The sequence below is a fragment of the Nocardia sp. NPDC004573 genome (genome assembly GCF_053602135.1).
The window spans coordinates 665,543-691,123 of sequence record NZ_JBSGDA010000001.1 but is presented as its reverse complement, the minus strand read 5'-3'; the positions used below and the strand labels follow the sequence as shown (position 1 = coordinate 691,123).

Below are 25,581 nucleotides of genomic sequence, written 5' to 3'. Positions count from 1 at the left end.
GTGGCTAGGGTGGGTTGCGTGCGGACTTCCCTCGAATCCCATGTCGGTGCCGCCAACGCCCTCACGGCACGGTGGTGCGCGTCGGTCGGCGAGCAAGACTTCGTGGTCTCCGGCGCCGGGGTCTGGCCACTGCTGGCCTTGCTCGCCTCCGCGGCGGACGGTCCGGCGCGGGACGAGCTGGCGACAGCGATCGGCGTACCCGCGGCGAACGGGCAAGACTCGGCGCTCCGGTTGCTGCGCGATATCCGGCGCTCGGACGCGGTGTCGGCGGCACTCGGCGTGTGGGTGGGCCGCGACCTGCCGCTGCACGAGGCATGGTCGCGGGCGCTCCCCGAGGGAGTCCTCGCCCGGCTGGCCGGGCAATCCGAGCTCGACAGCTGGGCCGCCCGGCACACCGACGGGCTCATCGAACGGTTCCCCGCCGCGGTCGATCCCGGTGCGCTGCTGGTGCTCGCCACCGCGCTGGTCACGAAGACCCGGTGGACGATTCCCTTCGACGTCGGAACGCTGACCTCGAAAGACGGCCCCTGGCATGGGCATCGCGGCCCCGGCCTGTCGCGGGTGAGCGGCGATACGGGGAACGCCGCGATCCTGGACGCGCCGGAACCGGTCACCCGCGTGGTCGTCGAAGGCGTCGCCGATCTCGACGTCCATCTCCTGACCGGCACGGGCACCGCAGGCGGCGTACTCGAAACCGGCTTGGCGGCACTGTCGGGCGCCGTGCCGATCCGCTCCGACCTACCGGTCGGCAGCACGGGGCCGGGGCTCACCGTGCGCAGTGAGCCGGTGCCGACCGGCAGCGGGCAACTGCGCCTGAGCCTGCCGCCCTTCGAAGTTCGATCCACCCACGACCTCCTCGCCGCAGCAGGTTTGTTCGGGCTCGCCGACGCGGCCGACTGCACCCGTGGTCACTTTCCGGCGATCTCGTCGTTCCCGCTCTGCGTCGGCCGAGGAGCGCAAGAGGTGCTCGCCCGATTCGGGCACGACGGTTTCGAGGCCGCCGCCGTGACGGCCTTCGCGTTACGCGCCGTGGCAGCACCACTGCGGCAGCACCACGCGCCCGTCGTCTCGGTGGTCTTCGACCGGCCCTTCGGCTTTCTCGCCGTGCATCGCCCGACCGGCCTCGCGGTCGTCGCCGGTTGGATTGAGACCCCGCCCGCCACATCCCCCGACGCCGCGGCCTGAGGCGGCCTGCCGAACCGTCAGCGCCGAGCGAAGTAGGGCGCGTGCTCCGGGAGGACGCCGCGAGCGAGCAAATACGGTGGCACACTGCGTAATACGGGAATGCGGCGCAGAACCCGGACCGGCAGCGGTGCGCGCGGGGTACGAGCGATGTCGACGCGTCCTTCGAGGGCGGGGACGATCGCGAAGGCATGCAGGAGTCGCTGTATGCCCTGTGTCACGACGGTCGGAAACCTCCGCCGCCGTTGTACCTTCGCCAGATCCCTCGTTCCGAGCGTGCCGGAAAGCAACCGGGGAGCGAGGATTCCGGCCGCGGCGACGGCGTCCTGCACGGCCAGGTTGATGCCGACGCCGCCGGCGGGGGACATCGCGTGCGCGGCGTCCCCGAGGCAGAGCAGGCCGTTGGTGTACCACTGGGTCAGCCGGTCGAGACGTACTTCCAGCAACTTGACCTCGTCCCAGCCGGTCAAGGCGTCGACCCGGTCGGAAAGCCAGGGAGCGGCCTCCGCCAAGCCGCGCATGATGTCCTCGACCGGCCCCTGGCGGGCGCACTCGTCGGCGCCCTTGGCGATCAACGTCGCGCACTGCCAGTAATCGCCACGGTCGAGCAGAACCGCCACCCGCCGGGCGCTGACGATCGGCAGCGCGCCCGCGGGGTCGATCTCGGTACGCGGCAAGCGGAACCACCAGACGTCCATCGGCGTCGGCCAGGTGCGGGTCGGCAATCCGGCGGCCGCCCGCAGCAGCGAAGCGCGGCCGTCGCAGGCCACGGTCAGGTCGGCTTCGATCGAGCCGCTCGCACCGTCGACGGTCCGATAGGTCACGCCGCCGACCCTGCCGTCGATCCAGATCAGGTCGGTGGCCTCGGTGTTCATCCGCAGCCGGAAGGTGGGCTCGGCCTCGGCGGCCCGCGCGAGCAGATCCAGCAGATCCCACTGCGGCACCATGGCGACGTACTTGTGCTTGCCCGGGAGGTTCTTCAGCGTGGCGAGGGTCTGCAGGCCGCCCGCGATCGGCAGCTGCACCTGATCCACTCTGCGCGCGGGAAGTTTCGCGAATTCGGCGCCCAGCCCCAGTTCGTCGAGCAGGTCCAGGGTCGTGGGATGCACAGTGTCGCCGCGGAAGTCGCGTAAGAAGTCCTTGTGCTTCTCCAGCACCGTGACCTCGACACCGCCCCGCGCGAGCAGCAGTCCGAGAATCATTCCGGCCGGTCCCCCGCCGACCACCAGGCATGTCGTGCGTTCCATCGACTGTGCCTCCCTCGGTCACCATCGCCGCAAGGTGTCGCCTGTTTGCGCAAATCCTAGTGCGACGGGCACGGCGCCGGACGCGGATCGGTCGTGGCCGACCGAATCGGCAACCGCCTCAGTCGACGTCCCGGTGCAGGACGAAGAAGTACGGTTCCGCCATACCGCGCAAATCCATCACGCCGAACAGGGTGTGCTCGTCGGCGCGCCGGAAGTGGTCGATGATCGGCAGGTGGTCGTAGACCATCGCGGCACTGGTCACGCCGCGGTATTCGACCGCGCGCAGACGCGCGGTGTACTTGCCGGTGCGCAGGGCGGGACGCAGGATGGGCAGCGCCTTGCGCACGGCACGCACACCGGGCAGCGGCACCCGCCCGGCCAATGCCACCGGGACGCGGCGTGGATCGACGGGGAATACCGTGCCGCCGGAGGTGAACAGCAGCGGATGCACGCTGTCGGGACCGTCGAACTGCTTGCCGTACCAGCCCGAAGCCACCAGCACGCCATCCATCGGATGACCGGTGTCCAGTTCCTCGCCGCGCCAGCGCCCCGTCGTGATCTCCTCGACCCGCGCGGCCGGGAGGCGATCGAACAGCGCCCACGCCTCCTGCGTGGTATGGACGTCCGTCACGGTCAGCTCGTTCGCGTCCATCTCTCCTACTTCCTTCAGCGAGGCAACGGTGCGATAGATACCCTATCCATCTCTCAGAACGTGGCGGTCGGCCAGGTCCCGGTGTGCCCCGCGCGGGCTCAGTAGCTCGCCATGAGGTAGATCCCGGCGATGATCATGACGCAAGCGGCGATGCGTTTGGAGCTCACCGCGCGCCGGGGGAAGCCCATCAGTCCGAAGTGGTCGATCGCGAGCGCCCCGAACATCTGTCCCGCGATGATCAAGGCATTGAAGGTGCCTGCGCCCACGTCGGAAGCCACGGAGATCATCGCCAGGATGGCGGCGCCGCCGAGCAGGCCGCCGAACGGCGCCCACCGCGGCATGCTTCGGATGTCGGCCTTCGTCGGCCACGGCCGGTTGGTGGAAACCAGCAGCGCCACCGTGAGGAAGATGGCGAAGCCGGTGAACGCCACGGCGTAGGAGATCACGCCGCACAGCCAGACATTCTTCAATGCCAGCTTCAGCGAGTTCTGGCAACCGGCTTCTACGGAGCGCAGTGCGCCGCCGACCAGGATGAACGCGAAGATGAGTGCCATCGTGGCGCGAGGCAGCGCGGCACGGGTCTTTTCGGGGGTCTGCACCGTCATCGGGAGTCCTCGGGAGAGTGCGGAGGGTTGGTTTGCCGGCAGCGGGGGCGCGCCCTGCCGTCAGGTGACGCTGACCCTGGGCTCACCGGCAGCGGGCTCGTCGGCCATCAGGTAGATCGCGAGCGTGATGAGCCCGCAGGCCACCAGACGCGGAAAGCTGGCGGATCGCTCTTCGAATCCCATGAGTCCGAAATGATCCATGATCACGGCGACCACCATCTCGCCTACGATCACCAGCGCGCTGAACGTCGCCACGCCGACGTGACGGGCGACGGCGATCATTCCCATCACCGCCGCACCGCCCAGCAGGCCGCCGAACGGCGCCCACCACGGCATGTTCCGCACGTCGTCGAGCGTCGGCCACGGACTCTTCGACGACAGTGCGAGGAAGATCGAAAAACCGGTCAGCGCAACGGCATACGAGATCACGGCGCACAGCCACATGTTCTTCATGTGGTTCATCAACGTGTTCTGGCAGCCGGCCTCGGCCGACCGTAGGCTACCTCCGACCAGGATGAACAGAAAGACCAGTCCGATGGCGATGCTCATGGGCAATACATCCTTGACTCGGCGGCGGACGAACCCGAGATCGCCTCGGACACAATGGTTTCCACCCGACGAATGGGGCCGGCCTGCCCGACCCTGCGTGACCCGCATAACGTACCATCGTCTAACGGCACGTTCAATGGGTAAACGCGAATCGGCCGTCTCGGTCTCCCGCCCGCGGCCGGGAAGGGGCGCGAACGAAAGGCTGCCATGATGACAGTCGTGCCCGAACTGGTCGATTCCGCTACGCGAAACCCGCCCGCAACCACGTCCAGGCGGCGGCTGAGCGTTCTGGACCGGTTCCGCCTCGCCCTGCTGGCGGCCGGTGTGCTGTGCGTGCTCACCGGGCTGCTGCCCCGCGACGAGGCCGCCGCGAACATGCGCCGCATCGGCCCGTTGTTGCTGTTTCTCGCCGGCGTCATCGTGCTGGCCGAACTCACCAGGCAGGCCAAGGTCTTCGACGCCATCGCCCATCGCCTCGCGATCCTCGGGCGGGGCTACTATCCCGCGCTGTTCGGCCTCTGCGTCCTGTTCGCCTCCGCCACGACGGTCCTGCTGAACCTCGACACCACAGCCGTGCTCATCGCCCCGGTCATGCTGGCACTCGCGGCGCCTGCCCGAATTCCGCCACTGCCGCTGGCCATGACCACCCTGTGGCTGGCCAACACCGCGAGCCTGCTGCTACCGGTCTCCAATCTCACGAATCTGCTCGCCGCCGATCGGGTGGCCCTGACCGCGACCGGGTTCGCGGCGAAGATGTGGGCGCCACAACTGGTTTCGGTCGCCGCGACGACGGCGTTCCTGTGGGTGTGGTACTGGCGGCGGGGACGCCGGGAAACCGACCGCTATCTGCCGCCCGAACCGATCCGCCCCACGAACTTTCGAGAGCGCTCGCTGTTCTTCACCACAGCGGGGGCCTGCCTGCTGTTCATCGTCGCGATACCCCTCGTCGGCGATCGGATCGGTGTCGCGGCGGCACTCGCGGCGCTGATCGCGTTGGCGGCGTTCGCCGTGTTCGACCGCGGCGCCTTGCGGTGGTCGCTCGTCCCGTGGCAGCTGTTCGTTTTCGTGGTCGGTCTGTTTCTGGTGGTACCTACCCTGAGCCGACTCGGTCTCGGTGCCGTGATGCACGCCCTGATCGGCACCGATCCGGGCGCGTCCGGCGCGTTCCGCGCCGCGGCCGCGGGCGCGGTTCTGTCCAATGTCGCGAACAACCTGCCCGCTTACACGGCAGGCGAGTCGGTGATTCCCGAGCAGAACGGCGATCAGCTCCTCGCCTTGCTGATCGGCACCAATGTCGGCCCGATCGTCACGCCGTGGGGCTCGCTCGCCACGCTGCTGTGCCTGGAATTCTGCCGTATGCACGGTGTACGGGTTCCCATGCGGCGTTTCGTCCTGACCGGTGCCGCCCTCGCCGTGGTCGCCACCGCAGGAGCGGTCGCAGCGCTGTTGATCACGGGTAACTAGGTGAGGAGACAGCGCCGCTCTTGACCTCGAGTGCGGTAGAGGTACGAGGATGGCCGTCGGGGCCGGATCGAGACGCACGTCGAGGTCCGATCTCATGCGCGGAACCACCGGTTCCGGTCGTGCTCCCGCTGGTCATCCGTACACCCACAGCGGGAGCCATCCGCGCGCCCACGACCACCCGGCAGGGCGGTACACACGCAGCAGGGGTTGAGCCGAGTCAGTTCGGCGCCGTGATTTCCCACTCGTAGATGGTGAGTTCCGAGGAGCCGGTGGTGTGCACGGGATCGGTGAACGCGATCTCCCGGGCGGCGTCCAGGCTCTCGGCGTAGATCACGTACGCGCCCCCGGTGCCGTCGGTGAAGCGGCCGCTCTCCTGCAGCCGCCCGCGGTCGTCCAGCGACTGCAGGAACTGCCGATGCGGCTCGATCACGGCGTTGTCGAAGCGCGGGGTGCGCATCGCCAGAACGAGGTACTTGTTCACGCCTCCGGCTCCGGCCGCGGAGCCCGAGTCGCGGCGGCCGCCGCCCGCACCTGCGGCGCAACCAGGACGACCTGCCCCAGCACGCCGTTGAGGAAGGACGGGGAATCGTCGGTGGACAGCTCCTTGGCCAGCTCCACCGCTTCGTCCACGGCGACGACCGGCGGGACGTCGCTCGCGTGGAACAGCTCCCAGACCGCGATGCGCAGAATCGCGCGATCCACGGCGGGGAGGCGCGCCAAGGTCCAATCCTGCAGGTAGGACTCGATGGTGCCGTCCACCCGGTCGAGGTCGTCGGCGACGCCCCCGACCAAAGTGCGGGTGTAGGGGTGCACCGGCGCGACCGACTGGTCGCGACCGGCGAGCTCGGCGCGCTCGTCGAGCAGATCGGCGGCGTCGACGTCCCTGGCCTCGGCCTCGAACAACAGATCGACCGCGCGGCGGCGGGCCTTGTGCCGCGCGCCGAGCTTCTTGTACGTGGACTTCTTGTCCACGGGCTGGTCAGCCACGGTCACATTATCCCGGATTTGCCGGCCGGGTGATCAGGCGTTGACCCGGCCGAGGTAGCTGCCGTCGCGCGAGTCGATGCGCAGCTTGTCGCCGGTGTTGATGAACAGCGGGACCTGCACCTCGGCGCCGGTCTCCAGAGTGGCGGGCTTGGTACCGCCGGTGGAGCGGTCGCCCTGCAGGCCGATGTCGGTGTGCTGGACCACGAGCTCGATCGAGACCGGGAGCTCGACGTACAGCGGCGCGCCCTCGTGCGTGGCGACCTGCACGGTCATGTTCTCCAGCAGGAAACGGGCGCCGTCGCCGATGGTCTCCTCGGCGATGGAGATCTGGTCGAAGGTCTCGCCGTCCATGAAGACGTAGTCGGTGCCGTCGTGGTAGAGGTAGGTCATGTCGCGGCGGTCGACGTTGGCGGTCTCCACCTTCACCCCGGCGTTGAAGGTCTTGTCGACCACCTTGCCGGACACGACGTTCTTCAGCTTGGTCCGCACGAACGCGGGGCCCTTGCCCGGCTTGACGTGCTGGAACTCGATGATCTGCTGGAGCTGACCGTCGATCTTCAGCACAAGGCCGTTCTTGAAGTCGCTGGTGTCCGCCACTGTCTTCGGATCTCCTCGTTCTACCGCTTGGTCTCGGGCAGACCGGCGTCAGTCGACGACGGTCAGGTCTTTGCTGGTGTGGGTGAGCAGTTCCGGGCCCCCTTCGCGCACCACGAGCGTGTCCTCGATCCGGACCCCGCCGCGGCCGGGAAAGTACACACCTGGTTCGACGGTCACCGCCACGCCAGTCAGAAGTGTACCGGTTCCGGTTTTCGCGATTCCGGGTGCTTCGTGGATCTGCAACCCGACCCCGTGGCCGAGGCCGTGCACGAACAATTTGCCGTGACCCGCGGCCTCGATCACCGCCCGCGACGCGGCATCCACGTCGGCCACCGGAATCCCCGGCCGCAGCGCTCGGCACCCGGCCCGCTGCGCATCGGCGACCAGCGCGTACACCTCGCGCTGCCAGTCGGTCGGCGCGCCGAGCACGAAGGTGCGGGTCATGTCGGAGTGGTAGCCGCCGACCACCGCCCCGAAGTCCAGCTTGACGAAATCGCCCGCGGCCAGCACGGCGCCGGTCGGTCGATGATGCGGGACTGCAGAGTTCGCGCCGGTGGCCACGATGGTCTCGAAAGACACCGCTTCGGCGCCGTGCTCGAACATGGCCCATTCCAGATCCCTGGCGACTTGGCGCTCCGTGCGACCGGGACGCAGTCCGCCGCGCTCCAGCAGGGCGGCCAGACCGGCGTCGGCCGCCGCGCAGGCCGCGCGCAGTTGTTCCACCTCGTAGGCGTCCTTGACCATGCGCAACTGCTCGACCAAACCGGGTGAGGCGACGAACTCCAGGCCGGTGCGCTGTTCGAGGAAACCGCGATGCTGTTCGACGGTGACGACATGGCTTTCGAAACCGACCCGGCCGACCTGCCACTCCCCGGCCAGCTGCACGATCCGCCGCGCGGTGGCGCGCGCGATCTCCGCCCGCAGGTCGGGCACCTGTTCGGCGACCTGGGTCCGATACCGGCCGTCCGTGCCGAGCACGGTCCGTTCCTCGGCGGCGCGCGTGTCCCAGGAGTGCACGAGCAACGCCGCGTTGGAACCGGTGAACCCGGTCAGATATCTGATGTTCACCAGATCGGTGACGAGCAGGGCGTCCACCCTGTTCTCCACCAGCAGGCTGCGCAGCGCGCCCCGCCGCGCCGCGTAGTCCGGCACATGACCCTGGTGATCAGCACACATGAGTCAAAACTACCGCCGACACACCGGTTGCCGACAGGCAACACGTACTCGGTATGCCGCCGGTGCGGGCGAAGCACCACGATCTGCACGAAAACCCCTGCCCGACAGCTCTTCTCGAAAGACCATCCGACAGCTGACCCATAGCCTGTTCACATTCACCCGGATTGTGCACATTCCGCGCGGGCACGGCTGTTCCGCTCCGGAACCGGGCGAGAGTGGAGACATGTCTCCTCTCGCGTGCGCCGTACTCACCCTGTGGTGCGCGGCGCTGACGGTGTTCGACCTGCGCGAACGACGCCTACCGAACGGACTGACCGGTTCGGGTGCGCTGACGGTCCTCGGATATGGCCTGTACACAGGACAATTCACCGCCGCGCTGCTGGGCGCGGCGCTGCTGTCGGCACCGTATCTGCTGGTACACCTCGCCGCACCCGGCGCACTGGGCGCGGGGGACGTCAAACTCGCGGCGATGCTCGGCGGGGCGGCCGCCCTCGGCGGCACCGGACCGTGGGTGTGGGCCGCACTCGGCGCACCGGCGCTCACCGCGTGCGTCGCGCTGGGCACGCTGGCCTGTCGTGCCGTATTCGGCCCCTATCCCGACGACCCCCGCACGGGCGCGGTCACCGTGCCGCACGGTCCCGCGATGTGTCTGGCGACCTTGCTTGCCTTACTGTCGTCAACCCTCGATTCGAGCTGAGCCCGGCGCTTCCGTGCCGACGGCTCCAGCGGATCGCAAAGCCAGCAAATTTGCGGCAATTCATCGGTAGCATCAATCGCGGGCAACGACTTTCCCGAGCGGCCGTGGCAGCAGCGCTCGTGGTGCGGCACTTCGGCGAGTCGCCCTCGCATGCGCGACGACAGGAAGCAGCGTCGAGAAGGAGCCGCCCAGTGAATCCGAGGCATCCGTCGCGGAGACCGATCGTCGTGGGAACCGACGGTTCCGATCCCTCGATCACGGCGGTCCGCTGGGCGGCACAGACCGCGGCGCTGCACGACGCTCCCCTGCACATCTCGCTCGTCGTCGAGTCCTCGCTCGGATCCGACGACGACGATCCGCCGCGGCCCGCCGCGCTGCTGCGGGTGCGCGAAGCGGACGAGGCGATCGAGCGCGCCGCGGACGCCGCGGTAGCGGCAGCGCACACCGTGCGCGACATCGCCATCGGTACCGAGATCCGCACCGCGCACATCGCAGGCGCCCTGATCGAGCGGTCCCGGAGCGCGGCGATGCTGGTGGTCGGCACCCGCGGTGTCGGCCGCGTGCAACGCGTCCTGCTCGGCTCGGTGAGCACCGCCGTCGCCAGGGACGCCGACTGCCCGGTGGCGGTGGTGCCCGACGACACACCGTTGTGGGACCGGACGAGCACGGGCCCGGTGATCGTCGGGGTGGACGGGTCCTCCTCCGAGCAAGCCGCCATCGAAGTGGCGGCGACCGAGGCGTCGCTGCGCGGGGTCGAACTGGTGGCCGTGCACACCTGGGGCGAAGTCGAGCCGCTGGCCGCGATCGGTACCGACTGGGCCGCGCTGCGCCGGACCGAGGAAGCGTTGCTCGCCACCAGCCTGGCCGGCTGGCAGGAGCAGTACCCGGAGCTCACCATCCGGCGTGAGGTCGTCCGCGACCGTCCGGAGCGTCGGCTGCTCGAACGCTCACGCCACGGACAGTTGCTGGTGGTGGGCAACCGGGGCCGAGGAACGCTGGGGCGGCTGCTGTTCGGCTCGGTGAGTGACGCGCTGCTGCGCTCGGTGGATCGGCCCATCGTCATCGCCCGGTGAGCACCTCGGCCCGCGGTAGCCGGGCCTCCCCCATCGTGCGCGTCGTCACGGCGGGCCACGTTCCGGAGCAGCGGCGTCGACATGGGAAGATGAACGATGTGCTGCGTTGGATAACTGCCGGAGAATCCCATGGTCCCGCTCTCGTCGCCATCCTCGAGGGGATGGTGGCAGGCGTCGAGGTGACGTCCGACGAGATCTCCACGCAGCTGGCGCGCCGCAGGCTCGGCTATGGCCGCGGCGCGCGGATGAAGTTCGAGGCCGACAAGGTCACCGTCGTCGGCGGTGTGCGGCACGGGCGCACCATGGGCGGCCCGGTGGCGATCGAGGTGGCCAACTCCGAATGGCCGAAATGGACCACGGTGATGTCCGCCGATCCGGTCGATCCGGCCGAACTCGCCGACCTGGCCCGCAACGCACCGCTGACCCGGCCCCGGCCCGGGCACGCCGACTACTCCGGCATGCTCAAGTACAACTTCGACGACGCCCGCAACGTGCTCGAGCGCGCCAGCGCAAGGGAGACCGCGGCGCGCGTCGCGGCGGGCACCGTCGCGCGTAACTTCCTGCGCCAGGCGTTCGGCGCCGAGGTCGTCTCGCATGTCGTGTCCATCGGCGCGGCGCAGAACACCTCCGGCATCGTGCCCACCGCCGCCGACCTCGCCGCGGTCGACGCCAGCCCGGTGCGGGCGTTCGACAAGGACGCCGAAGCCGCGATGATCGCCGAGATCGAGGCGGCCAAGAAGGACGGCGACACCCTCGGTGGCGTGGTCGAGGTGGTCGTGGAGGGACTTCCGGTCGGCCTCGGCTCGTTCACCAGCGGGGAGAACCGGCTCGACGCCCGTCTCGCGGCCGCGCTCATGGGCATCCAGGCCATCAAGGGCGTCGAGGTCGGCGACGGGTTCGAGACCGCGCGCCGCCGCGGCAGCGAGGCGCACGACGAGATGCGACCCGGCCCCGACGGCGTACTGCGCTCCACCAACCGCGCGGGCGGCTTGGAGGGCGGCATGACCAACGGCGAGGCGCTGCGCGTGCGCGCCGCCATGAAGCCGATCTCCACCGTGCCGCGCGCGCTGTCCACCGTGGACATGACCACGGGCGACGAGGCCGTCGCCATCCACCAGCGCTCGGACGTCTGCGCCGTGCCCGCCGCAGGCGTGGTCGCCGAATCCATGGTGGCGCTGGTCGTCGCGCAAGCCGCGCTCGAGAAGTTCGGCGGCGACTCGCTCACCGAGACGGCCGAGAACATCACCAGCTACATCAAGCGCATCAGCACTCGCCCCCACGTGTCCGCGGACAGTCGGTCGCAATGATTGTGCAGACCGATCCGCGCGCCCCGCGCGTGGTGCTGGTCGGACCGCCGGGAGCGGGGAAGTCGACGATCGGCCGCAAGCTCGCCAGGGAACTCGGCGTCGAGCTGTACGACACCGATGCCGGCATCGAGCGCGAGACCGGCCGCACGATCCCGGAGATCTTCGCCGAAGACGGTGAGCCCGAATTCCGCCGGATCGAAGAGCGAGTGGTGCGCCGCGCCGTCCTCGCCGAGCGCGGCGTGGTCTCGCTCGGCGGCGGCGCCGTGCTGTCCGCGAACACCAGGGCCCTCCTGCACGGCCGCACCGTGGTCTACCTGGAGATCAGCGTCGCCGAGGGCCTCCGTCGCACCGGCGCGAGCAGCCAGCGGCCCCTGCTCAACGGCGCCGACCCCGGCGCGAAGTACCGGGAGTTGATGCGCACGCGCAGGCCGCTGTACCGGGAAGTGGCGACCGTCCGGGTGCGCACCGACGGCCGCAGCCCGGGCCGGGTGGTGCGGATGATCATGACCAAACTCGGGATGGAGCCGGTCGAGCCCCCGGAGCCGGATCTGCGGCCACCGCCGAGCGGAATCCCGCAGGGCAGCAGCCGATCCCGGGCCCGGCGCCGCGCCAGGGCCAGAGCCGCGGCCCGGCGCAAGGCCGCGGATGAAGGCGAGACCACCGACACCGGCACCGGTGCCGAATCGGCGGTGACCGCCACCGTCCGGTCCCGTCGCACCCGCAGAAGCATCACGAGCGAACCCGACGCCGCGAGCGGGGCGAACGGCGGTGAGGCGGCGACGAGCAGCCGTTCCCGGCGCGCCCGCGCACGTCGTGCCCGCTCGCGGACACGGCAGCAGTCGACCACAGCATCAACAGAATCGGAGCAAGCCACGTGACAGAGCCGAGTCGTCTCGAAGTCCGGACCGCCGACCCGTACCCGGTGATCATCGGCCGCGGGTTGCTCGGCGAACTCGTCGAGTCGGTCAACGGCGCGGCCAAGGGCGTGCGCACGGTGGCCATCTTCCATCAGCCGCCGCTGGCCGAGACCGCCGAGGTGGTGCGGAAAGCGCTGGCCGACACCGGCGTCGACGCCCACCGCGTGGAGATTCCGGACGCCGAGGCGGGCAAAGACCTCGCCGTCGCCGGGTTCTGCTGGGAGGTGCTCGGGCGCATCGGCCTGACCCGCAACGACGTCGTGGTCAGCCTGGGCGGCGGCGCGGCCACCGACCTCGCCGGCTTCGTCGCCGCCACCTGGATGCGCGGCGTGCGCATCGTGCACGTGCCCACCACGCTGCTGGCGATGGTCGACGCGGCGGTCGGCGGCAAGACCGGCATCAATACCGAGGCAGGCAAGAACCTGGTCGGCTGCTTCCACGAACCCGCCGCCGTGCTGGTCGACCTGGCCACGCTCGAAACCGTGCCACGCAACGAGATCGTCGCGGGCATGGCCGAGATCATCAAGGCCGGTTTCATCGCCGACCCGGTGATCCTCGATTTGGTGGAGCGCGACCCGGAGGCCGCCCTCGACCCGGCCGGCGAAGTGCTGCCGGAGCTGATCCGCCGCGCGATCCAGGTGAAAGCCGACGTCGTGGCCGCCGATCTGAAGGAGTCCAGCCTCCGCGAGATCCTGAATTACGGTCACACCCTCGGGCACGCGATCGAGCGGCGGGAGCGCTACCGGTGGCGCCACGGCGCGGCGGTCTCCGTCGGCCTGGTGTTCGCCGCCGAACTCGGTCGGCTCGCAGGCCGTCTGGACGATGCCACCGCCGACCGTCACCGCGCGATCCTGTCCGCCGTCGGATTGCCGACCAGCTACGACGCCGACGCGCTGCCCCAGCTGCTGGACGCCATGCAGACGGACAAGAAGACCCGCTCCGGCGTGCTGCGCTTCGTCGTGCTCGACGGCCTGGCCAAGCCCGGACGCCTGGAGGGACCCGATCCGACGTTGCTGGCCGCCGCCTACTCGGCGATCGCCAGGGAGGAAAGCCCGAGCGGCGGTGCAGTTCTGCTGTAACCCGCACGGCCACCGGATAGGACAACGGCGCTCCCCGTATCGGGCGCGCCGTTCGTACGTCGAATCAGATCGCGCTTCCCGCGGCGGAAAACGTCGACGGCGGGGTGGAGCGCCCCTTGCCGTTCTGCCGCTCGGCCGACATCCGGCCGACGCCGACGCCGATCAGCGCGGGCACGAAGATCAGCAGGATGATGAACGCCGCGCCCGCCGTCACTTCGAAGAGCAGGCCGTTGTCACCGAGGTCGAACCCGGGCACGAAGTCCAGGACCCAGGCCACCAGACCGCTGCCCACGCCGCCCACGACGGCGGCCTTCAACCACATCATGGTCAGATCGGCGCCTCGCTCCGCGTCTCCGCTGGCGATACGGTCGCGGCGACCGTCGAGCACACCCCAGGACACGATGGCCGCGACCAGCACGACCAGGCACAGGATGCGCATCAGCGCCCCGTGTGTCGGCCAGTACACCATCGCGAACCCGAGCCCGGCGCGCAACGCCACCACCAGCGCACCGAGGACGACAGCCCGCAACAACCAAGCATTCATGCGAAACACCATAGCTGTGTTTTCGGACAGCGCCTACGGCTCCGCGTGTTCGCGGCCCATGCTCGGTCTCGCTTCGCGCGAAGGCGGGGTGCGGTCCGACCGAGCCCTATCGGTGGCCTGTGCCGCACTCGTACGGTTGCCATCCCGCACGTTCGCGGGCACGCAGAGCTGGTCGCTGCATGACCGCCGTGAATGGGCGTGCGCTGCCGGTCGAGTGACGTCGAGACGTGCCGCCCACCGGCAGGTGCCATAGGGCCGGCATGGACGTCTCCGTTGTGCGGAACCCAGAGGTCGTATCTACCGCTACCGTCGGTTCGCTGGGCGCACTGCGTCCGATCGCTCCACACAGCGGCGCGTCATTCTTACAGCTTCCGTACGAGACGTTCGACGCCGAAACCAGACATTCGAACTCCCAGGTCGGCTGCTTCGATGCGCATCCGTCCGCCTCGGGCACCGGCTGTCCGCCGAGTACGAACGCTGACGCGACGATGGCCGGCGCGGCGGTGATCCCGATTACCCTGCACCGCAACGTGGTCCGGCGCCTGCGGCAGGAAAGAGCTCGGCTACCGCGGGCGGGACCGGTATCAGTCTCCCGTTCGCGGGTCCGCCAGCGCAGCCGCCATCTCCGCACGCGGCGCCTGCTGCCCGGTGAACAGCTCGACCTGCCCGTATGCCTGGTTCAACAGCATCTGCAGACCGCTGACCACCGTGTGCCCGGCCCGCGCCACCGCCTCGGCCAGCGGAGTCGGCCATGGGTTGTAGATCGCGTCGAGCACCACGGGGGCCTCGGCAACCGCGGGCGCGACGACGGCGGCCGCCGTAGCGGGGATCGTGCTCACCACGGCGCCTGCCGCGGCACAGACCGCACGCAGCGTCCCGGCGTCGAATCCGGCCAGGGACGCGACCATCCCCAGCCGCTCGGCCAGTTCCAGTGCGCCGCGCGCCCGTCCGGCGTCGCGCGCGACCACGGTCACCGACTTCGCGCCCAGCTCCGACAACGCCAGCAGCGCAGGCCGCGCGGTGCCGCCCGCACCCAGCACCACGCCCTGGGTCACGTCGGTGACACCGCCGCCGCGCAGTGCGCCGAACACACCGTCCACGTCGGTGCAGTCGGCCAGCCAGCCCGCGTCGGTGCGAACCAGGGTGTTGGCCGATCCGACCAGCACGGCCCGGTCGGTGCGCTCGTCCGCGTAGGCCAGTGCCGCTTCCTTGCCCGGCATGGTCACCGAGAGTCCGACCCACTCGGGTCCGAGGCCGTCGACCAATCCGGGCAATTGCTCGGCCGAGCATTCGATCCGCTCGTAGCTCCAGTTCAGCCCGAGCGCGCGATACGCGGCCAGGTGCAGCTGCGGCGATCGCGAATGCGCGATCGGCTTGCCGAGCACCGCCGCCTTGCGACTATCGGCCACCACTGTCCTTGGAACTGTCGAGGATGCCGCTGCGCTGCGCCCGCGCGATCAGGCGCAGATGCTCCTGGTAGTCGTCGGTGAACAGAGTGGTGCCCTGCTTGTCGACGGTGACGAAGTACAACCACGGCCCCGCCTCCGGATTCTCCATGGCACGCAACGCGTTCAACGACGGCGCGGCGATCGGGGTCTTGGGCAGGCCGCGCATCGCGTAGGTGTTCCAGGCGGTCTCCTGGGCGCGGTCGGCGTCGGTGGTCGCCACCTCGGTGCGATCCAGCGTGTAGTTCACCGTCGAGTCGAACTGCAGCATCTGGTCGGCCCGCAGCCGGTTCACGATCACCCGCGCCACCTTGCCCATGTCCTGAGGCTTCGCCTCGCGCTCCACCAGCGAGGCGGCCACCAGCGTCTGATACGGCGTCAGCTTCGTGTCGGCGCCGGACTGCAGCAGTCCGGTGGACTCGTAGCTCTGCGCGCTCGCGCTCACCAACTGCCGCAGAATCTGCTCGGGCGTGCCGCTCGGATCGAAATCCCACGTTCCCGCCGCGATCAGGCCTTCCAGCTGCCTCGTCCGGTCGGGGCAGTCCTTGACACCCTGCACCGCCCACGCGGGCACCCCGAGCGCCGCGAGGTCCAGGCTCGCGCCCGCGGCATCGAGCTGTTCGTAGGTCACGCACCTCTGGTTGGCGCCGGTGCCGATGCAACTGGCCTCCGCGATCTTGCGGTAGATGCCGTCATAGCGCCCGCCGGTGCTCATGTCGTGCTGGTCGTGCAGCAGCCGTCCCTCGGAGACGACCAGGTTGCCGACCCGCGAAGATTTGCTCACCAGCGCCGACACCGCCTCGGCGGCAGGGCTCTGGCTGGGAATCGCGTAGAAGCCCGGCTGCACCGTGCTCATGTTCGAGTTGCGCACGGCCGCTTGGAAGAACGCGCCGGTGCTCGCGACCACACCGCGGTCGACCATCGTCGAGGCGATCTGCTGCGAGGTGTCGCCCGGATGCACCTGGACCACCACGAGCGGCCCGCCCGGCCCCGCGTAGTCCTTCGGCGGAGCAAGACCGCCGATCAGCTTCATCCCCGCGAAGACCACAGCGCCGGTGAAGAGCAGAACGAAGACCCCGGCGACGAACCACAAGTTCCGGCGGCGCTTCTTGCGCTCTGCGGCTTTGCGCGAGGCGACCCGGGATCGCTTGCCGCGCTGCGATCGGCCGGAACGCTCGGGCCGGGCGCGCTTGGACCGCTCACCCTTCGAGCGACGCGGCGCCTCCGCCTGCGTGGTCCTCGCGCGCTGTCCACCGCGCCGAGGGGCCGGTGGCGGCGGCGCGGGCTCCTCCTCGTCGTCGTCGACGTAGCGGGGGATGACGGTCGTGTCGTCGTCGTAGTCGTCGTACCGGTCGTACTCGTCGCCCTCGTACTCGCCCCAGGCCCGGTCGTCTCTCCGATAACGCCGATCAGCTTCGCGCTGTCGGAACAGTTCCTCGGCCCGCGCCCACCGATCCGTCATGCATCGTCCCCGGACGACGCAGGACGTCCCGCTTCCACCGACCTCAACACCGCACTCCGTTCGTCCAACCATCCTTGCAGGATCGACACGGCCGCCGCCTGATCGATCACCTGCCGCTGGCCACGCGCGCGAACTCCACTGTCCCGCAATGCACGTGCAGCTGACACCGTAGTCAAACGTTCGTCGGAAAGCCGGACCGGTACCGGCGCGACGGCAGCCCGCAATCGCTCAGCGAATGCGCTGGCCAGCGTAGCCGCAGTGCCCTTCTCCCCGCGTAATGTTCGCGGTAATCCGACGATTACCTCGACTGCCTCGTACTCCCGCACAATTTCGGCAATTCTTTCGATATCGGGTGCGGGAGCCGAGCGTCGCGACTGTTTCGCGCGCGGCACCGTCTCCACCGGGGTGGCGAGAACACCGTCGGGGTCGCTCGCGGCGACCCCGATCCGGACACTGCCGACGTCTACTCCGATCCGCCTACCCCGACCGGGATCGGTGGCGGGGTGCGGCCGGTCGGCGCCGCACTGCGCCGACCTCTCGGATTCCGCGGGGTCGCCCATCACCCGGCCAGTTCGGCCACCCGCGCGCGGACCGCGGCCAGGCCCGCCGGAATGCCGGACGGGTCCGAACCCGCGCCCTGGGCCATCTCCGGTTTACCGCCACCACGGCCCGCGATGCTCGGGCCGAAGCTGCCGACCAGATCGCCCGCCTTCACGCCGAGCTCCTGGGCGGGCTTGTTCACCGCCACCACGAACGGCACCTTGCCGTCGGCATTGCCGAGCAGCACGACGACGGCGGGCTCACTGCCGAACCGGCCGCGGATGTCGGTGGCGAGGGTCCGCAGATCACCCGCTTGGACGCCTTCCGGCGCGGCCACCGCGACCAGCAGCAGGCGGCCGATCCGCTCGGCCTCCTCGACGAATCTGCCCGCCGAGGACAGCACGGCGGCCATCTTGGTCCGTTCGAGCTCTTTCTCGGCCACCTTGAGCCGCTCCACCAGCTGCTCGACGCGACCCGGCACCTCTTCGGAGGGAACCTTCAGCGCGGAGGCGACACCGGCCAGCAGCGCGCGCTCCTTGGCCAGGTACTTGTAGGAGTCCAGGCCGACGAACGCCTCCACGCGCCGCACGCCGGAGCCGACGGACGACTCGCCGAGCACCGTGATCGGGCCGATCTGCGAGGAATGCTGCACGTGCGTGCCACCGCACAGCTCCATCGAGAACGGGCCGCCGATCTCCACCACGCGGACCTCGTTGCCGTAGTTCTCGCCGAACAGGGCCAGAGCGCCCATCTGCTTGGCTTTCGGCAGATCCGTGACGAAGGTGTTCACCGGGAAGTCGGCGCCGACCGCGTCGTTGGACACGGCTTCGATGTCGGTCTTCTGCTGCTCGGACAACTGACCCTGCCAGTTGAAGTCGAAGCGCAGGTAGCCAGGCTTGTTCAGCGAACCGGCCTGCACGGCGTTCGGACCGAGCACCTGCCGCAGGGCGGCGTGCACCATGTGCGTGCCGGAATGGCCCTGCGTGGCGCCACGCCGCCACGCCGGGTCGGCCTGGGCGAGCACGATGTCGCCTTCGGTGACCTGGCCGTGTTCCACCGTGGTCTTGTGCACCCAGAGCTTCTTGGCGATCTTCTGCACGTCGTTCACGCGCAGCTTCAGCCCCGAGGAGGCGGTGATGGAACCGCGGTCGGCGATCTGGCCGCCGGACTCCGCGTAGAGCGGACTGCGATCCAGGATGACTTCGACGTCCTGGCCCACCGTCGCGGTCGGCACCCGCACGCCGTCGGCGATCAGGGCGAGCACGGTGGCCTCGGACGTGAGCTCGTCGAAGCCGGTGAACTCGGTGGCGCCGCGGTCGACCAGTTCCTTGTAGATGGTCAGGTCGGCATGCGCATGCTTGCGCGCCTGCGCGTCCTCCTTGGCGCGCTTGCGCTGCTCGGCCATGAGCGAACGGAAGCCGTCCTCGTCGACCGACAGCCCCGCCTCGGCGGCCATCTCCAGGGTCAGATCGATCGGGAAGCCGTAGGTGTCGTGCAGGGTGAACGCGTCCGACCCGGCGATCGTGGTGCCGCCCTCGGCCTTGACCGCGGCGGCGGTGTTGTCGAACAGGGTGGAGCCGGTGTTCAGCGTCTTCAGGAACGCGGTCTCCTCACCGACCGCCACGGTCTCGATGCGGCGGAAATCGCTCGCCAGCTCGGGGTAGGACGGGGCCATCAGGTCGCTGACGACTTTGACGAACTCGCTCATCACCGGCTTCTCGGCGCCGAGCAAGCGAGCCGAGCGCACGATGCGGCGCAGCAGGCGCCGCAACACATACCCGCGGCCGTCGTTGCCCGGGTTCACGCCGTCGGCGATCAGCATGGCGGCGGTGCGGGCGTGGTCGGCGATGACGCGGAAGCGTACGTCGTCCTCGTGCTGGACGCCGTAGGAACGCCCGGTCAGCTCCTCGGCCTTGTCGATGATCGGGCGCAGCAGGTCGGTCTCGTAGACGTTGTCCACGCCCTGGAGCAGCAACGCGATCCGCTCGACGCCCATACCGGTGTCGATGTTCTTCTTCGGCAGCGACCCGACCGGCGGATGCCCCTGCTTCGGGCTCAGCTCACCGCGGACGTCCTGCATGAAGACGAGATTCCAGATCTCGAGGTAACGGTCCTCGTCGGCGACCGGACCGCCGTCACGGCCGTATTCGGGGCCGCGGTCGTAATAGATCTCCGAGCAAGGTCCACCGGGACCGGGCACACCCATGTCCCAGTAGTTGTCCTTGCCGTCGCGGAACTGGATGCGCTCCTCCGGGATGCCCGCGACCCGTTTCCAGATCTCGGCGGCCTCGGGGTCGTCCTGATACACGGTCACCCAGATCCGCTCGGGGTCGAACCCGTAACCGCCCTCGTCCTGCGGCTTGGAGATCAGCTCCCAGGCGAGGCCGATCGCCCCTTCCTTGAAGTAGTCGCCGAAGGAGAAATTCCCGGCCATCTGGAAGAACGTGTTGTGCCGCGTGGTGACGCCGACCTCTTCGATGTCGCCGGTCCGCACGCATTTCTGCACGCTGGTCGCCCGCGGGTACGGCGGCGCCTCCTGACCCAGGAAGTACGGCTTGAACTGGACCATGCCTGCGTTGACGAACAGCAGGTTCGGGTCGGCCAGGATCAGCGAGGCACTCGGCACCTCGGTATGGCCGGCACGGAGGAAATGGTCCAGGAAACGCCGTCGAATCTCGTGGGTCTGCACGAATACCCAGCCTACCGGTGCCGCGCACGCGAATATTCATCGACCAGGGGCCCCGGCGCCTCCCGGCGACCCGGTCGTGGGTGGGTCAGCCTCGGACGATGCGGCGCAGCTTGTCGACCCGAGGGCCGATCTCGCGTTCGTGTCCGTGATCGGTGGGCTGGTAGTAGTCGACGCCGACCAATTCGTCGGGCGGATACTGCTGCGGGAGGACGCCGTCTTTGTCGTCGTGCGGGTACCGGTAGCCCTGAGCGTGGCCGAGCGCCGCCGCGCCCGGGTAGTGGCCGTCGCGCAGATGCGGCGGAACCGGGCCCGCCTTGCCCGCGGCGACGTCGGCCATGGCGGCTCCGATCGCGGCGACGACCGCGCCGGACTTCGGGGCGGTCGCCAGATGGATCGTGGCCTGGGCGAGCGCGAGGCGGCCTTCGGGCAGGCCGACCAGCTGCACCACCTGCGCGGCGGCGGTCGCGGTCTGCAACGCCATCGGGTCGGCCATCCCGATGTCCTCGCTCGCGTGGATCATCAGCCTGCGGGCGATGAAGCGAGGGTCTTCGCCCGCGCTGAGCATGCGCGCGAGGTAGTGCAGCGCGGCGTCGACATCCGAACCGCGGATGGACTTGATGAACGCGCTGATCACGTCGTAGTGCTGGTCGCCCGCGCGGTCGTAGCGCACCGCGGCCTTGTCCACACTGGCCTCGACCAGGTTCACGTCGACGGTGCCGTCGAGCGAGGATTCCGCCGACGCTTCCAGCGCCGTCAGCGCGCGGCGGGCGTCGCCGCCCGCGATCCGGATGATGTGCTCGAGCGCGGCGTCGGTGACGGTGTACTCGCCACCGAGACCACGCGGGTCGTCGATCGCGCGCTCGAGCACTCGGCGGATGTCGGCCTCGGTCAACGACCGCAGTTGCAGCACCAGCGAGCGCGACAACAACGGCGACACCACGGAGAACGACGGGTTCTCCGTGGTCGCGCCGACGAGCAGGACGATACGGTTCTCCACCGCGGCCAGCAGGGCATCCTGCTGGGTTTTGGAGAAGCGGTGCACCTCGTCGATGAACAGCACGGTCTGCTCGCCCGCCGACAACCTGCGCCGCGCCATGTCGATGACCGCGCGGACCTCCTTGACACCCGCCGACAGCGCCGACAGCGCTTCGAACCGGCGGCCGGTGGCCTGCGAGATGAGCGAGGCGAGGGTGGTCTTGCCCGTACCGGGTGGCCCGTACAGCAGCACCGAGGCGGCGCCCGAACCCTCGATCAGCCTGCGCAGCGGCGAGCCGGGCCCGAGCAGGTGCTGCTGGCCGACCACTTCCTCCAGGCCGGCCGGACGCATGCGCACCGCCAGCGGCGCCCCCGCGTCCCGGCGCACCACGGCGTCGATCGAATGCTCCGCGGGCACCGCGGCACCGGGCACGTCGAACAAGCCATCGCTCACGACACGAACGTTACCGATCCGCACCGACAGCACGACATGCCGTTCCCCCGCCCGCTTTCCGCCGCGACGGCGCGGTCCTGACCTGCGCGGAACCGAGCCGAGTTGCGTGTCGCACATCCTTCGGATGTGATCGGTACCCGTGCCTGAAAACGAGTTCGTTTCAGATCCCTCGATCGCTGCGCGCCTCGCTCGGCGCACCCTCCTGAAGGGCACCGCGGCCGCCGCCACCGCCACCGCGGTGCTCGCCCCCGGCCGCGCGGCCGCCGCGACACCGGTTTTCCGGCACGGCGTAGCCTCGGGCGACCCGCTCCCCGACGGCGTGATCCTCTGGACGCGCGTCACCGTCTCCGACGAGGCGGCGCCCGGGTCAGGCCTGGGCGACCCCGTGACCGTGCGATGGGAGATCGCCGCGGACGAGAGGTTCGTCTCGATCGCCGCGTCCGGCGCGGTGACGGCCACGGCGGACTCCGATCACACCGTCAAGGTCGACGTCTCCGGCCTCGCGCCCGGTGTGCAGTACTTCTATCGCTTCAACGCCCTCGGCCAAACCTCTCCCATCGGGCGCACCAGGACCGCCCCCGCTGCGCAGGACGCACCCGACCGCCTCCGATTCGGCGTGGTCTCGTGCTCGAACTGGGAGGCGGGCTACTTCGGCGCCTACCGTCACCTGGCCGCCCGCACCGACCTGGACGCCATCGTGCACCTGGGTGATTACCTCTACGAATACGGCCGCGGCAAGTACGGCGGCCGCAACGGCACCGTGCGTCCGCACGAACCGGCCAACGAGATCGTCGATCTGGCCGACTACCGCATCCGGCACGCGCAGTACAAGACCGACCCGGATCTGCTCGGGCTGCACGCCGAGTTGCCGTTCATCTGCACCTGGGACGACCACGAATCCGCGGACAACTCCTGGTCCGGCGGCGCGCACAACCACGATCCGGCGACGGAGGGCGACTGGGCGGACCGGCGCGCCGCCTCCGCACGCGCCTACCTGGAATGGATGCCGGTCCGCGCGTCCGGTTCCGGGGCCGACGTGCGGATCTACCGCAGGCTGCGCTTCGGCACCCTGGCCGAACTCGCCATGCTGGATCTGCGCAGTTACCGCGACCGAGAGGCGAAGCCGGGAGCGGACTGGCGGGCGGCGGACGACCCGGCACGCACCATCACCGGTAAGGCGCAGATGGAATGGCTGACCGCCGGCTTGGCGTCCGCGCCGGTGCGGTGGAAACTGGTCGGCAACTCGGTCATGATCGCCCCGCTGGTCTTCCCTCCGCTGGAACCGGCCACCACCGCGGCGATCACCAGCATCGTCGGCGTCCCGCAGTCCGGCCTATCGCTGAACGGCGACCAGTGGGACGGCTACACCGCCGACCGCACCCGCCTGTTCCGCGCCATCGTCGACCAGCAGGTTTCCGACGTGCTGTTCCTGACGGGGGATATCCACTCCTCATGGGCCGCCGATCTGCCTCTGGACGCGGCGAACTACCCGGGCGGCACGACGGCGGGCGCCGAGTTCGTCGTGCCGTCGGTGACCTCGACCAGCATCGGCGACATGCTGCAGGCGAACTCCGCGCCCGTCGCGGAATCGATCAAGACGGTCAACCGGCATCTGCGCTATGTGGAGTTGGACGCGCACGGTTATGGCGTTCTGGAGATCACCGCCGACCAAGCGCAGATGGACTGGTACTACGTGCTCGACGTCGCGGACCCCGATTCGGGTGTACGGCACGGCGCGTCGTTCGCCGTCCGCTCCGGGGGCCGGATCGAGCCGCGCCAGACCCCGCTCGGCTGAGCGCCGCGGCGATCACTCCCCGCCCGCGCACCCGCCGCCCGCGCACCCCGCGCCGCCGCCGCTGTCGTTGTTCGACTTGCCGTACGGCCGGTAGCGCCACCGGTAGGCGCGCGCGTCTTTGCTGAGCTGCGCCCCCGCCGCGCGGGCACGCGTCGTCGCATCGCCGCCGGTCCGGCCAGGGCTTCTGGTCCTTCGGAGGATCCCGACGCCGAGCGGCGCGGCGACGAGAACCAGCGCTAGCAATACGAGCAGTAGGTGACCCACCCGGCACCCCCTCTTCCCCGTGCTCGTGCCCCTGAGGCGGAGCACTCCGAATCTCCCATTGTGCCGGGGCTGCAAGCCGATTCGCATCCGTATGCGTCCGGCACGGCGGCCGTCGGAGACGAGCAACGCCCTGGCTGTCCAGTGGGGATCCGTTCCGGCGGCGTCGACCGGCTACCGACACCGAATCGCCTCGGCGCGGTCGTGTTGCCGAACGGAACTGCTCGTCGACCCGCCCCGCCGCCTTGCGGCAGACGGATGGCAGCAGGCGCCCCGGCACCGCGTCCATCAGATCCGCATGACGTGGCCACCACCCAGCCGTACCCAGCTGGAGGGCGGCGATGGCATCGGCGAAGGCAGCTCTTCGGCTGCCTGCCCGCGACGTGGGCTGGCGGAGCCCACCGACATGTGCAACCGCCGCACTGCCCGGCACAGAGCCATCGACGACAACGGGGCCGACGCCGACATTCACGCCGGTTCGGTCCGCGAGGGCCTCGGCCAACCCCCGCCTGGGCAACGGCGCGCCGACGGTCCGGCACGGCCTACGCCCGGTTCCGCCGACGCGGAGACCTACTCCGACCAGCGCTCTTCCAGCCGCGCCGATACGTCCTCGGCGAAATCACCCACGATGTCGTCCCCGGTGCACCGCGCGTCCTCGGCGAGGGCGGCCCAGCGGTTGATCAGCGCCGCCGAGCGCGGCACCGACAGTCCGTGTTCCCGGGCGGCCGCGATGCGCGTGTGGTCGGCGGGCAGGAACCAGTAAGTGGACAGCCAGACCCAGATCAGCCGGGCTTCCAGGATGCGTTCGGCCAGCTGGTCGTCGTCGGCCAGCGCAGGCCACACACCCACGACCTCGGCGCGCCACGCCTCCACCATCTGCCTGGCGCGCTCTCGCGAGAGCTCGAGGTCGCACAGGCAGCCGGGGAAGGACACCAACGCGTAGGCGATGTCCAGGGTGGCGTCGCGGAATCCGCCCCACTCGTAGTCGAGGAAGCGGGCGCCCTCCTCGTTCAAGATTACATTGTCCGGGCACAGGTCCGACGGGCTGAACGCCCGGAAGCGCCCCGCGGAGTACAGCCGGTTTCCGCGCACGATCCGCTCGGCGATCTCCCCGGGCACCTCGATGCCCAGTTCTCGCTGGAGCAGTCCGGGCACTTCGGCGATCGCCGTCTCGGCCTGCTGGGCGATGCCGTCCACCCGGTGCACCACGTCGACTCGGCGCAGCAACGCGACGAAGTCCGCCTCGCGCCCGACGGTGGCGGCGTGCATCCGGCCCAGCGCTTGAGCGAACGCCATCAGGGCGTTACGGGTGGCGGGTTCGGCGCCGGACTGGAGAACGGCGGTGAGCAGCGAGTTCTCCCCTAGGTCACTGAGAATCAGCAGCCGGTCGGGGAGGCTGTGCGCGATCAGGTACGCGCCCGGGCGCTGTTCCCGGCTCAGCGCGGTGGTGAACTGATAGGAGACCGTCTCGCGGAGGAATGCGGAATCTATGCTGGCCACCCCGGGGGCCAGACCACCGGTCCGGCGATCCTGGGCGGCGCCACGGACCTGCTTGACGATCAGGGTTCGCGGTAACGAGAAAGCGTTCTCCGCAACCCGCACACGTAGGACCGTCGTCCTACCACTACCACTGAGTTCGATCGGATCGCTCAGCTTTACCGGAGCACCCATTCGCTTTGTGAGCAACTGTTGCGCTGCGGACACGACTTCGGCGGCGCGTTCGGCCAATAGTGCGGTCATCGCCTCTCAAAGTACTCGCATGGGGTCACTTCTAGCGAGCGGTTACACAACCTTTCCGCGTCGCTCGGCGTGTCTCCGGCACGGCCGCACGGCCGCCGCCGGTCGCTTGACACCGGTGCGGCCGTCGAGTTGTCTCATCGTCAA

The 25,581-nt window shown here is 69.6% G+C and carries 23 protein-coding genes and 1 pseudogene; 8 read left to right on the top strand and 16 right to left on the bottom strand.

Annotation, left to right across the window (positions count from 1 at the left end; translation table 11 throughout):
* Nucleotides 1-18 precede the first annotated feature (18 nt).
* Nucleotides 19-1,185 (top strand): serpin family protein, encoded by a 1,167-nt coding sequence (locus ACWEKR_RS03405; RefSeq protein WP_452353047.1) that lies wholly within the window; start codon nucleotides 19-21, stop codon nucleotides 1,183-1,185.
* Nucleotides 1,186-1,202: 17 nt separating this feature from the next.
* On the opposite strand, the gene ACWEKR_RS03400 is transcribed toward ACWEKR_RS03405, so the two are convergent.
* From ACWEKR_RS03400 to ACWEKR_RS03385, 4 genes are all read right to left on the bottom strand, one after another.
* Nucleotides 1,203-2,429, bottom strand: coding sequence for an FAD-dependent oxidoreductase (locus ACWEKR_RS03400; protein WP_452353046.1), 1,227 nt, complete (start codon nucleotides 2,427-2,429; stop codon nucleotides 1,203-1,205).
* 118 nt (nucleotides 2,430-2,547) lie between these two features.
* Nucleotides 2,548-3,081 carry a DUF4334 domain-containing protein gene (locus ACWEKR_RS03395; protein ID WP_452353045.1) on the bottom strand — a complete coding sequence of 178 codons (534 nt, stop codon included), beginning with the start codon at nucleotides 3,079-3,081 and terminating at the stop codon, nucleotides 2,548-2,550.
* A gap of 98 nt (nucleotides 3,082-3,179) precedes the next feature.
* Nucleotides 3,180-3,686, bottom strand: a complete 507-nt coding sequence (locus tag ACWEKR_RS03390) for a DMT family transporter (RefSeq protein WP_452353044.1) — start codon at nucleotides 3,684-3,686, stop codon at nucleotides 3,180-3,182.
* A gap of 60 nt (nucleotides 3,687-3,746) precedes the next feature.
* The gene (locus ACWEKR_RS03385; protein ID WP_159837829.1) at nucleotides 3,747-4,235 is read right to left on the bottom strand and encodes a DMT family transporter; all 489 of its coding nucleotides are present in this window, start codon (nucleotides 4,233-4,235) and stop codon (nucleotides 3,747-3,749) included.
* A 210-nt stretch (nucleotides 4,236-4,445) separates the two neighbouring features.
* Here ACWEKR_RS03385 and ACWEKR_RS03380 point away from each other — a divergent pair, with 210 nt between their 5' ends.
* Complete coding sequence (locus tag ACWEKR_RS03380; RefSeq protein ID WP_452353043.1) at nucleotides 4,446-5,699, top strand: SLC13 family permease; 1,254 nt, start codon at nucleotides 4,446-4,448, stop codon at nucleotides 5,697-5,699.
* Nucleotides 5,700-5,916: 217 nt separating this feature from the next.
* Here ACWEKR_RS03380 and ACWEKR_RS03375 read toward each other — a convergent pair whose 3' ends face one another.
* From ACWEKR_RS03375 to ACWEKR_RS03360, 4 genes are read right to left on the bottom strand one after another with little or no spacing between them, the layout of a single operon-like run.
* Complete coding sequence (locus tag ACWEKR_RS03375; RefSeq protein ID WP_452353042.1) at nucleotides 5,917-6,180, bottom strand: YciI family protein; 264 nt, start codon at nucleotides 6,178-6,180, stop codon at nucleotides 5,917-5,919.
* Nucleotides 6,177-6,686, bottom strand: coding sequence for a transcription antitermination factor NusB (gene nusB, locus ACWEKR_RS03370; protein WP_195083582.1), 510 nt, complete (start codon nucleotides 6,684-6,686; stop codon nucleotides 6,177-6,179). The genes ACWEKR_RS03375 and nusB overlap by 4 nt, the downstream gene beginning before the upstream one ends.
* A gap of 33 nt (nucleotides 6,687-6,719) precedes the next feature.
* A complete protein-coding gene (efp, locus tag ACWEKR_RS03365; RefSeq protein ID WP_159837837.1) occupies nucleotides 6,720-7,283 on the bottom strand; it encodes an elongation factor P in 564 nt (187 codons plus the stop codon).
* 48 nt (nucleotides 7,284-7,331) lie between these two features.
* Nucleotides 7,332-8,459 (bottom strand): M24 family metallopeptidase, encoded by a 1,128-nt coding sequence (locus ACWEKR_RS03360; RefSeq protein ID WP_228829045.1) that lies wholly within the window; start codon nucleotides 8,457-8,459, stop codon nucleotides 7,332-7,334.
* A gap of 223 nt (nucleotides 8,460-8,682) precedes the next feature.
* Here ACWEKR_RS03360 and ACWEKR_RS03355 point away from each other — a divergent pair, with 223 nt between their 5' ends.
* The 5 genes and pseudogenes from ACWEKR_RS03355 (at nucleotide 8,683) to aroB (ending at nucleotide 13,532) form a co-directional block, all read left to right on the top strand.
* Nucleotides 8,683-9,156 carry a prepilin peptidase gene (locus ACWEKR_RS03355; RefSeq protein ID WP_452353041.1) on the top strand — a complete coding sequence of 158 codons (474 nt, stop codon included), beginning with the start codon at nucleotides 8,683-8,685 and terminating at the stop codon, nucleotides 9,154-9,156.
* Nucleotides 9,157-9,383: 227 nt separating this feature from the next.
* The gene (locus tag ACWEKR_RS03350; RefSeq protein WP_195083584.1) at nucleotides 9,384-10,229 is read left to right on the top strand and encodes a universal stress protein; all 846 of its coding nucleotides are present in this window, start codon (nucleotides 9,384-9,386) and stop codon (nucleotides 10,227-10,229) included.
* 98 nt (nucleotides 10,230-10,327) lie between these two features.
* Entirely contained in the window at nucleotides 10,328-11,536 is a 1,209-nt protein-coding gene (gene aroC, locus ACWEKR_RS03345) for a chorismate synthase (RefSeq protein WP_159838239.1), read from the top strand.
* Nucleotides 11,533-12,051: pseudogene (locus ACWEKR_RS03340) on the top strand (shikimate kinase); the annotation flags it as partial. The gene aroC and the pseudogene ACWEKR_RS03340, both read left to right, overlap by 4 nt.
* A 359-nt stretch (nucleotides 12,052-12,410) precedes the next feature.
* Nucleotides 12,411-13,532, top strand: coding sequence for a 3-dehydroquinate synthase (gene aroB, locus ACWEKR_RS03335; RefSeq protein ID WP_452353040.1), 1,122 nt, complete (start codon nucleotides 12,411-12,413; stop codon nucleotides 13,530-13,532).
* Nucleotides 13,533-13,596: 64 nt separating this feature from the next.
* On the opposite strand, the gene ACWEKR_RS03330 is transcribed toward aroB, so the two are convergent.
* From ACWEKR_RS03330 to ACWEKR_RS03305, 6 genes are all read right to left on the bottom strand, one after another.
* Nucleotides 13,597-14,076 carry a B-4DMT family transporter gene (locus tag ACWEKR_RS03330; protein WP_452353039.1) on the bottom strand — a complete coding sequence of 160 codons (480 nt, stop codon included), beginning with the start codon at nucleotides 14,074-14,076 and terminating at the stop codon, nucleotides 13,597-13,599.
* Nucleotides 14,077-14,660: 584 nt separating this feature from the next.
* Entirely contained in the window at nucleotides 14,661-15,485 is an 825-nt protein-coding gene (locus ACWEKR_RS03325) for a shikimate dehydrogenase (RefSeq protein ID WP_452353038.1), read from the bottom strand.
* Complete coding sequence (locus ACWEKR_RS03320; RefSeq protein WP_452353037.1) at nucleotides 15,475-16,983, bottom strand: endolytic transglycosylase MltG; 1,509 nt, start codon at nucleotides 16,981-16,983, stop codon at nucleotides 15,475-15,477. The genes ACWEKR_RS03325 and ACWEKR_RS03320 overlap by 11 nt, the downstream gene beginning before the upstream one ends.
* Nucleotides 16,980-17,543, bottom strand: a complete 564-nt coding sequence (gene ruvX / locus ACWEKR_RS03315) for a Holliday junction resolvase RuvX (RefSeq protein ID WP_452353036.1) — start codon at nucleotides 17,541-17,543, stop codon at nucleotides 16,980-16,982. Before ruvX ends, ACWEKR_RS03320 begins: the two co-directional genes overlap by 4 nt.
* Entirely contained in the window at nucleotides 17,543-20,212 is a 2,670-nt protein-coding gene (gene alaS / locus ACWEKR_RS03310) for an alanine--tRNA ligase (RefSeq protein ID WP_452353035.1), read from the bottom strand. Before alaS ends, ruvX begins: the two co-directional genes overlap by 1 nt.
* Nucleotides 20,213-20,297: 85 nt before the next feature.
* Nucleotides 20,298-21,641, bottom strand: a complete 1,344-nt coding sequence (locus tag ACWEKR_RS03305) for a replication-associated recombination protein A (RefSeq protein WP_452353034.1) — start codon at nucleotides 21,639-21,641, stop codon at nucleotides 20,298-20,300.
* Between the two features lie 139 nt (nucleotides 21,642-21,780).
* Here ACWEKR_RS03305 and ACWEKR_RS03300 point away from each other — a divergent pair, with 139 nt between their 5' ends.
* Nucleotides 21,781-23,436, top strand: a complete 1,656-nt coding sequence (locus ACWEKR_RS03300; protein WP_452353033.1) for an alkaline phosphatase D family protein — start codon at nucleotides 21,781-21,783, stop codon at nucleotides 23,434-23,436.
* Nucleotides 23,437-23,448: 12 nt separating this feature from the next.
* Here ACWEKR_RS03300 and ACWEKR_RS03295 read toward each other — a convergent pair whose 3' ends face one another.
* Together ACWEKR_RS03295 and ACWEKR_RS03290 are read right to left on the bottom strand one after the other, a co-directional pair.
* Nucleotides 23,449-23,700 carry a hypothetical protein gene (locus ACWEKR_RS03295; RefSeq protein ID WP_452353032.1) on the bottom strand — a complete coding sequence of 84 codons (252 nt, stop codon included), beginning with the start codon at nucleotides 23,698-23,700 and terminating at the stop codon, nucleotides 23,449-23,451.
* Between the two features lie 567 nt (nucleotides 23,701-24,267).
* The gene (locus ACWEKR_RS03290; protein WP_195083594.1) at nucleotides 24,268-25,437 is read right to left on the bottom strand and encodes a phosphotransferase family protein; all 1,170 of its coding nucleotides are present in this window, start codon (nucleotides 25,435-25,437) and stop codon (nucleotides 24,268-24,270) included.
* Nucleotides 25,438-25,581: the final 144 nt, after the last annotated feature.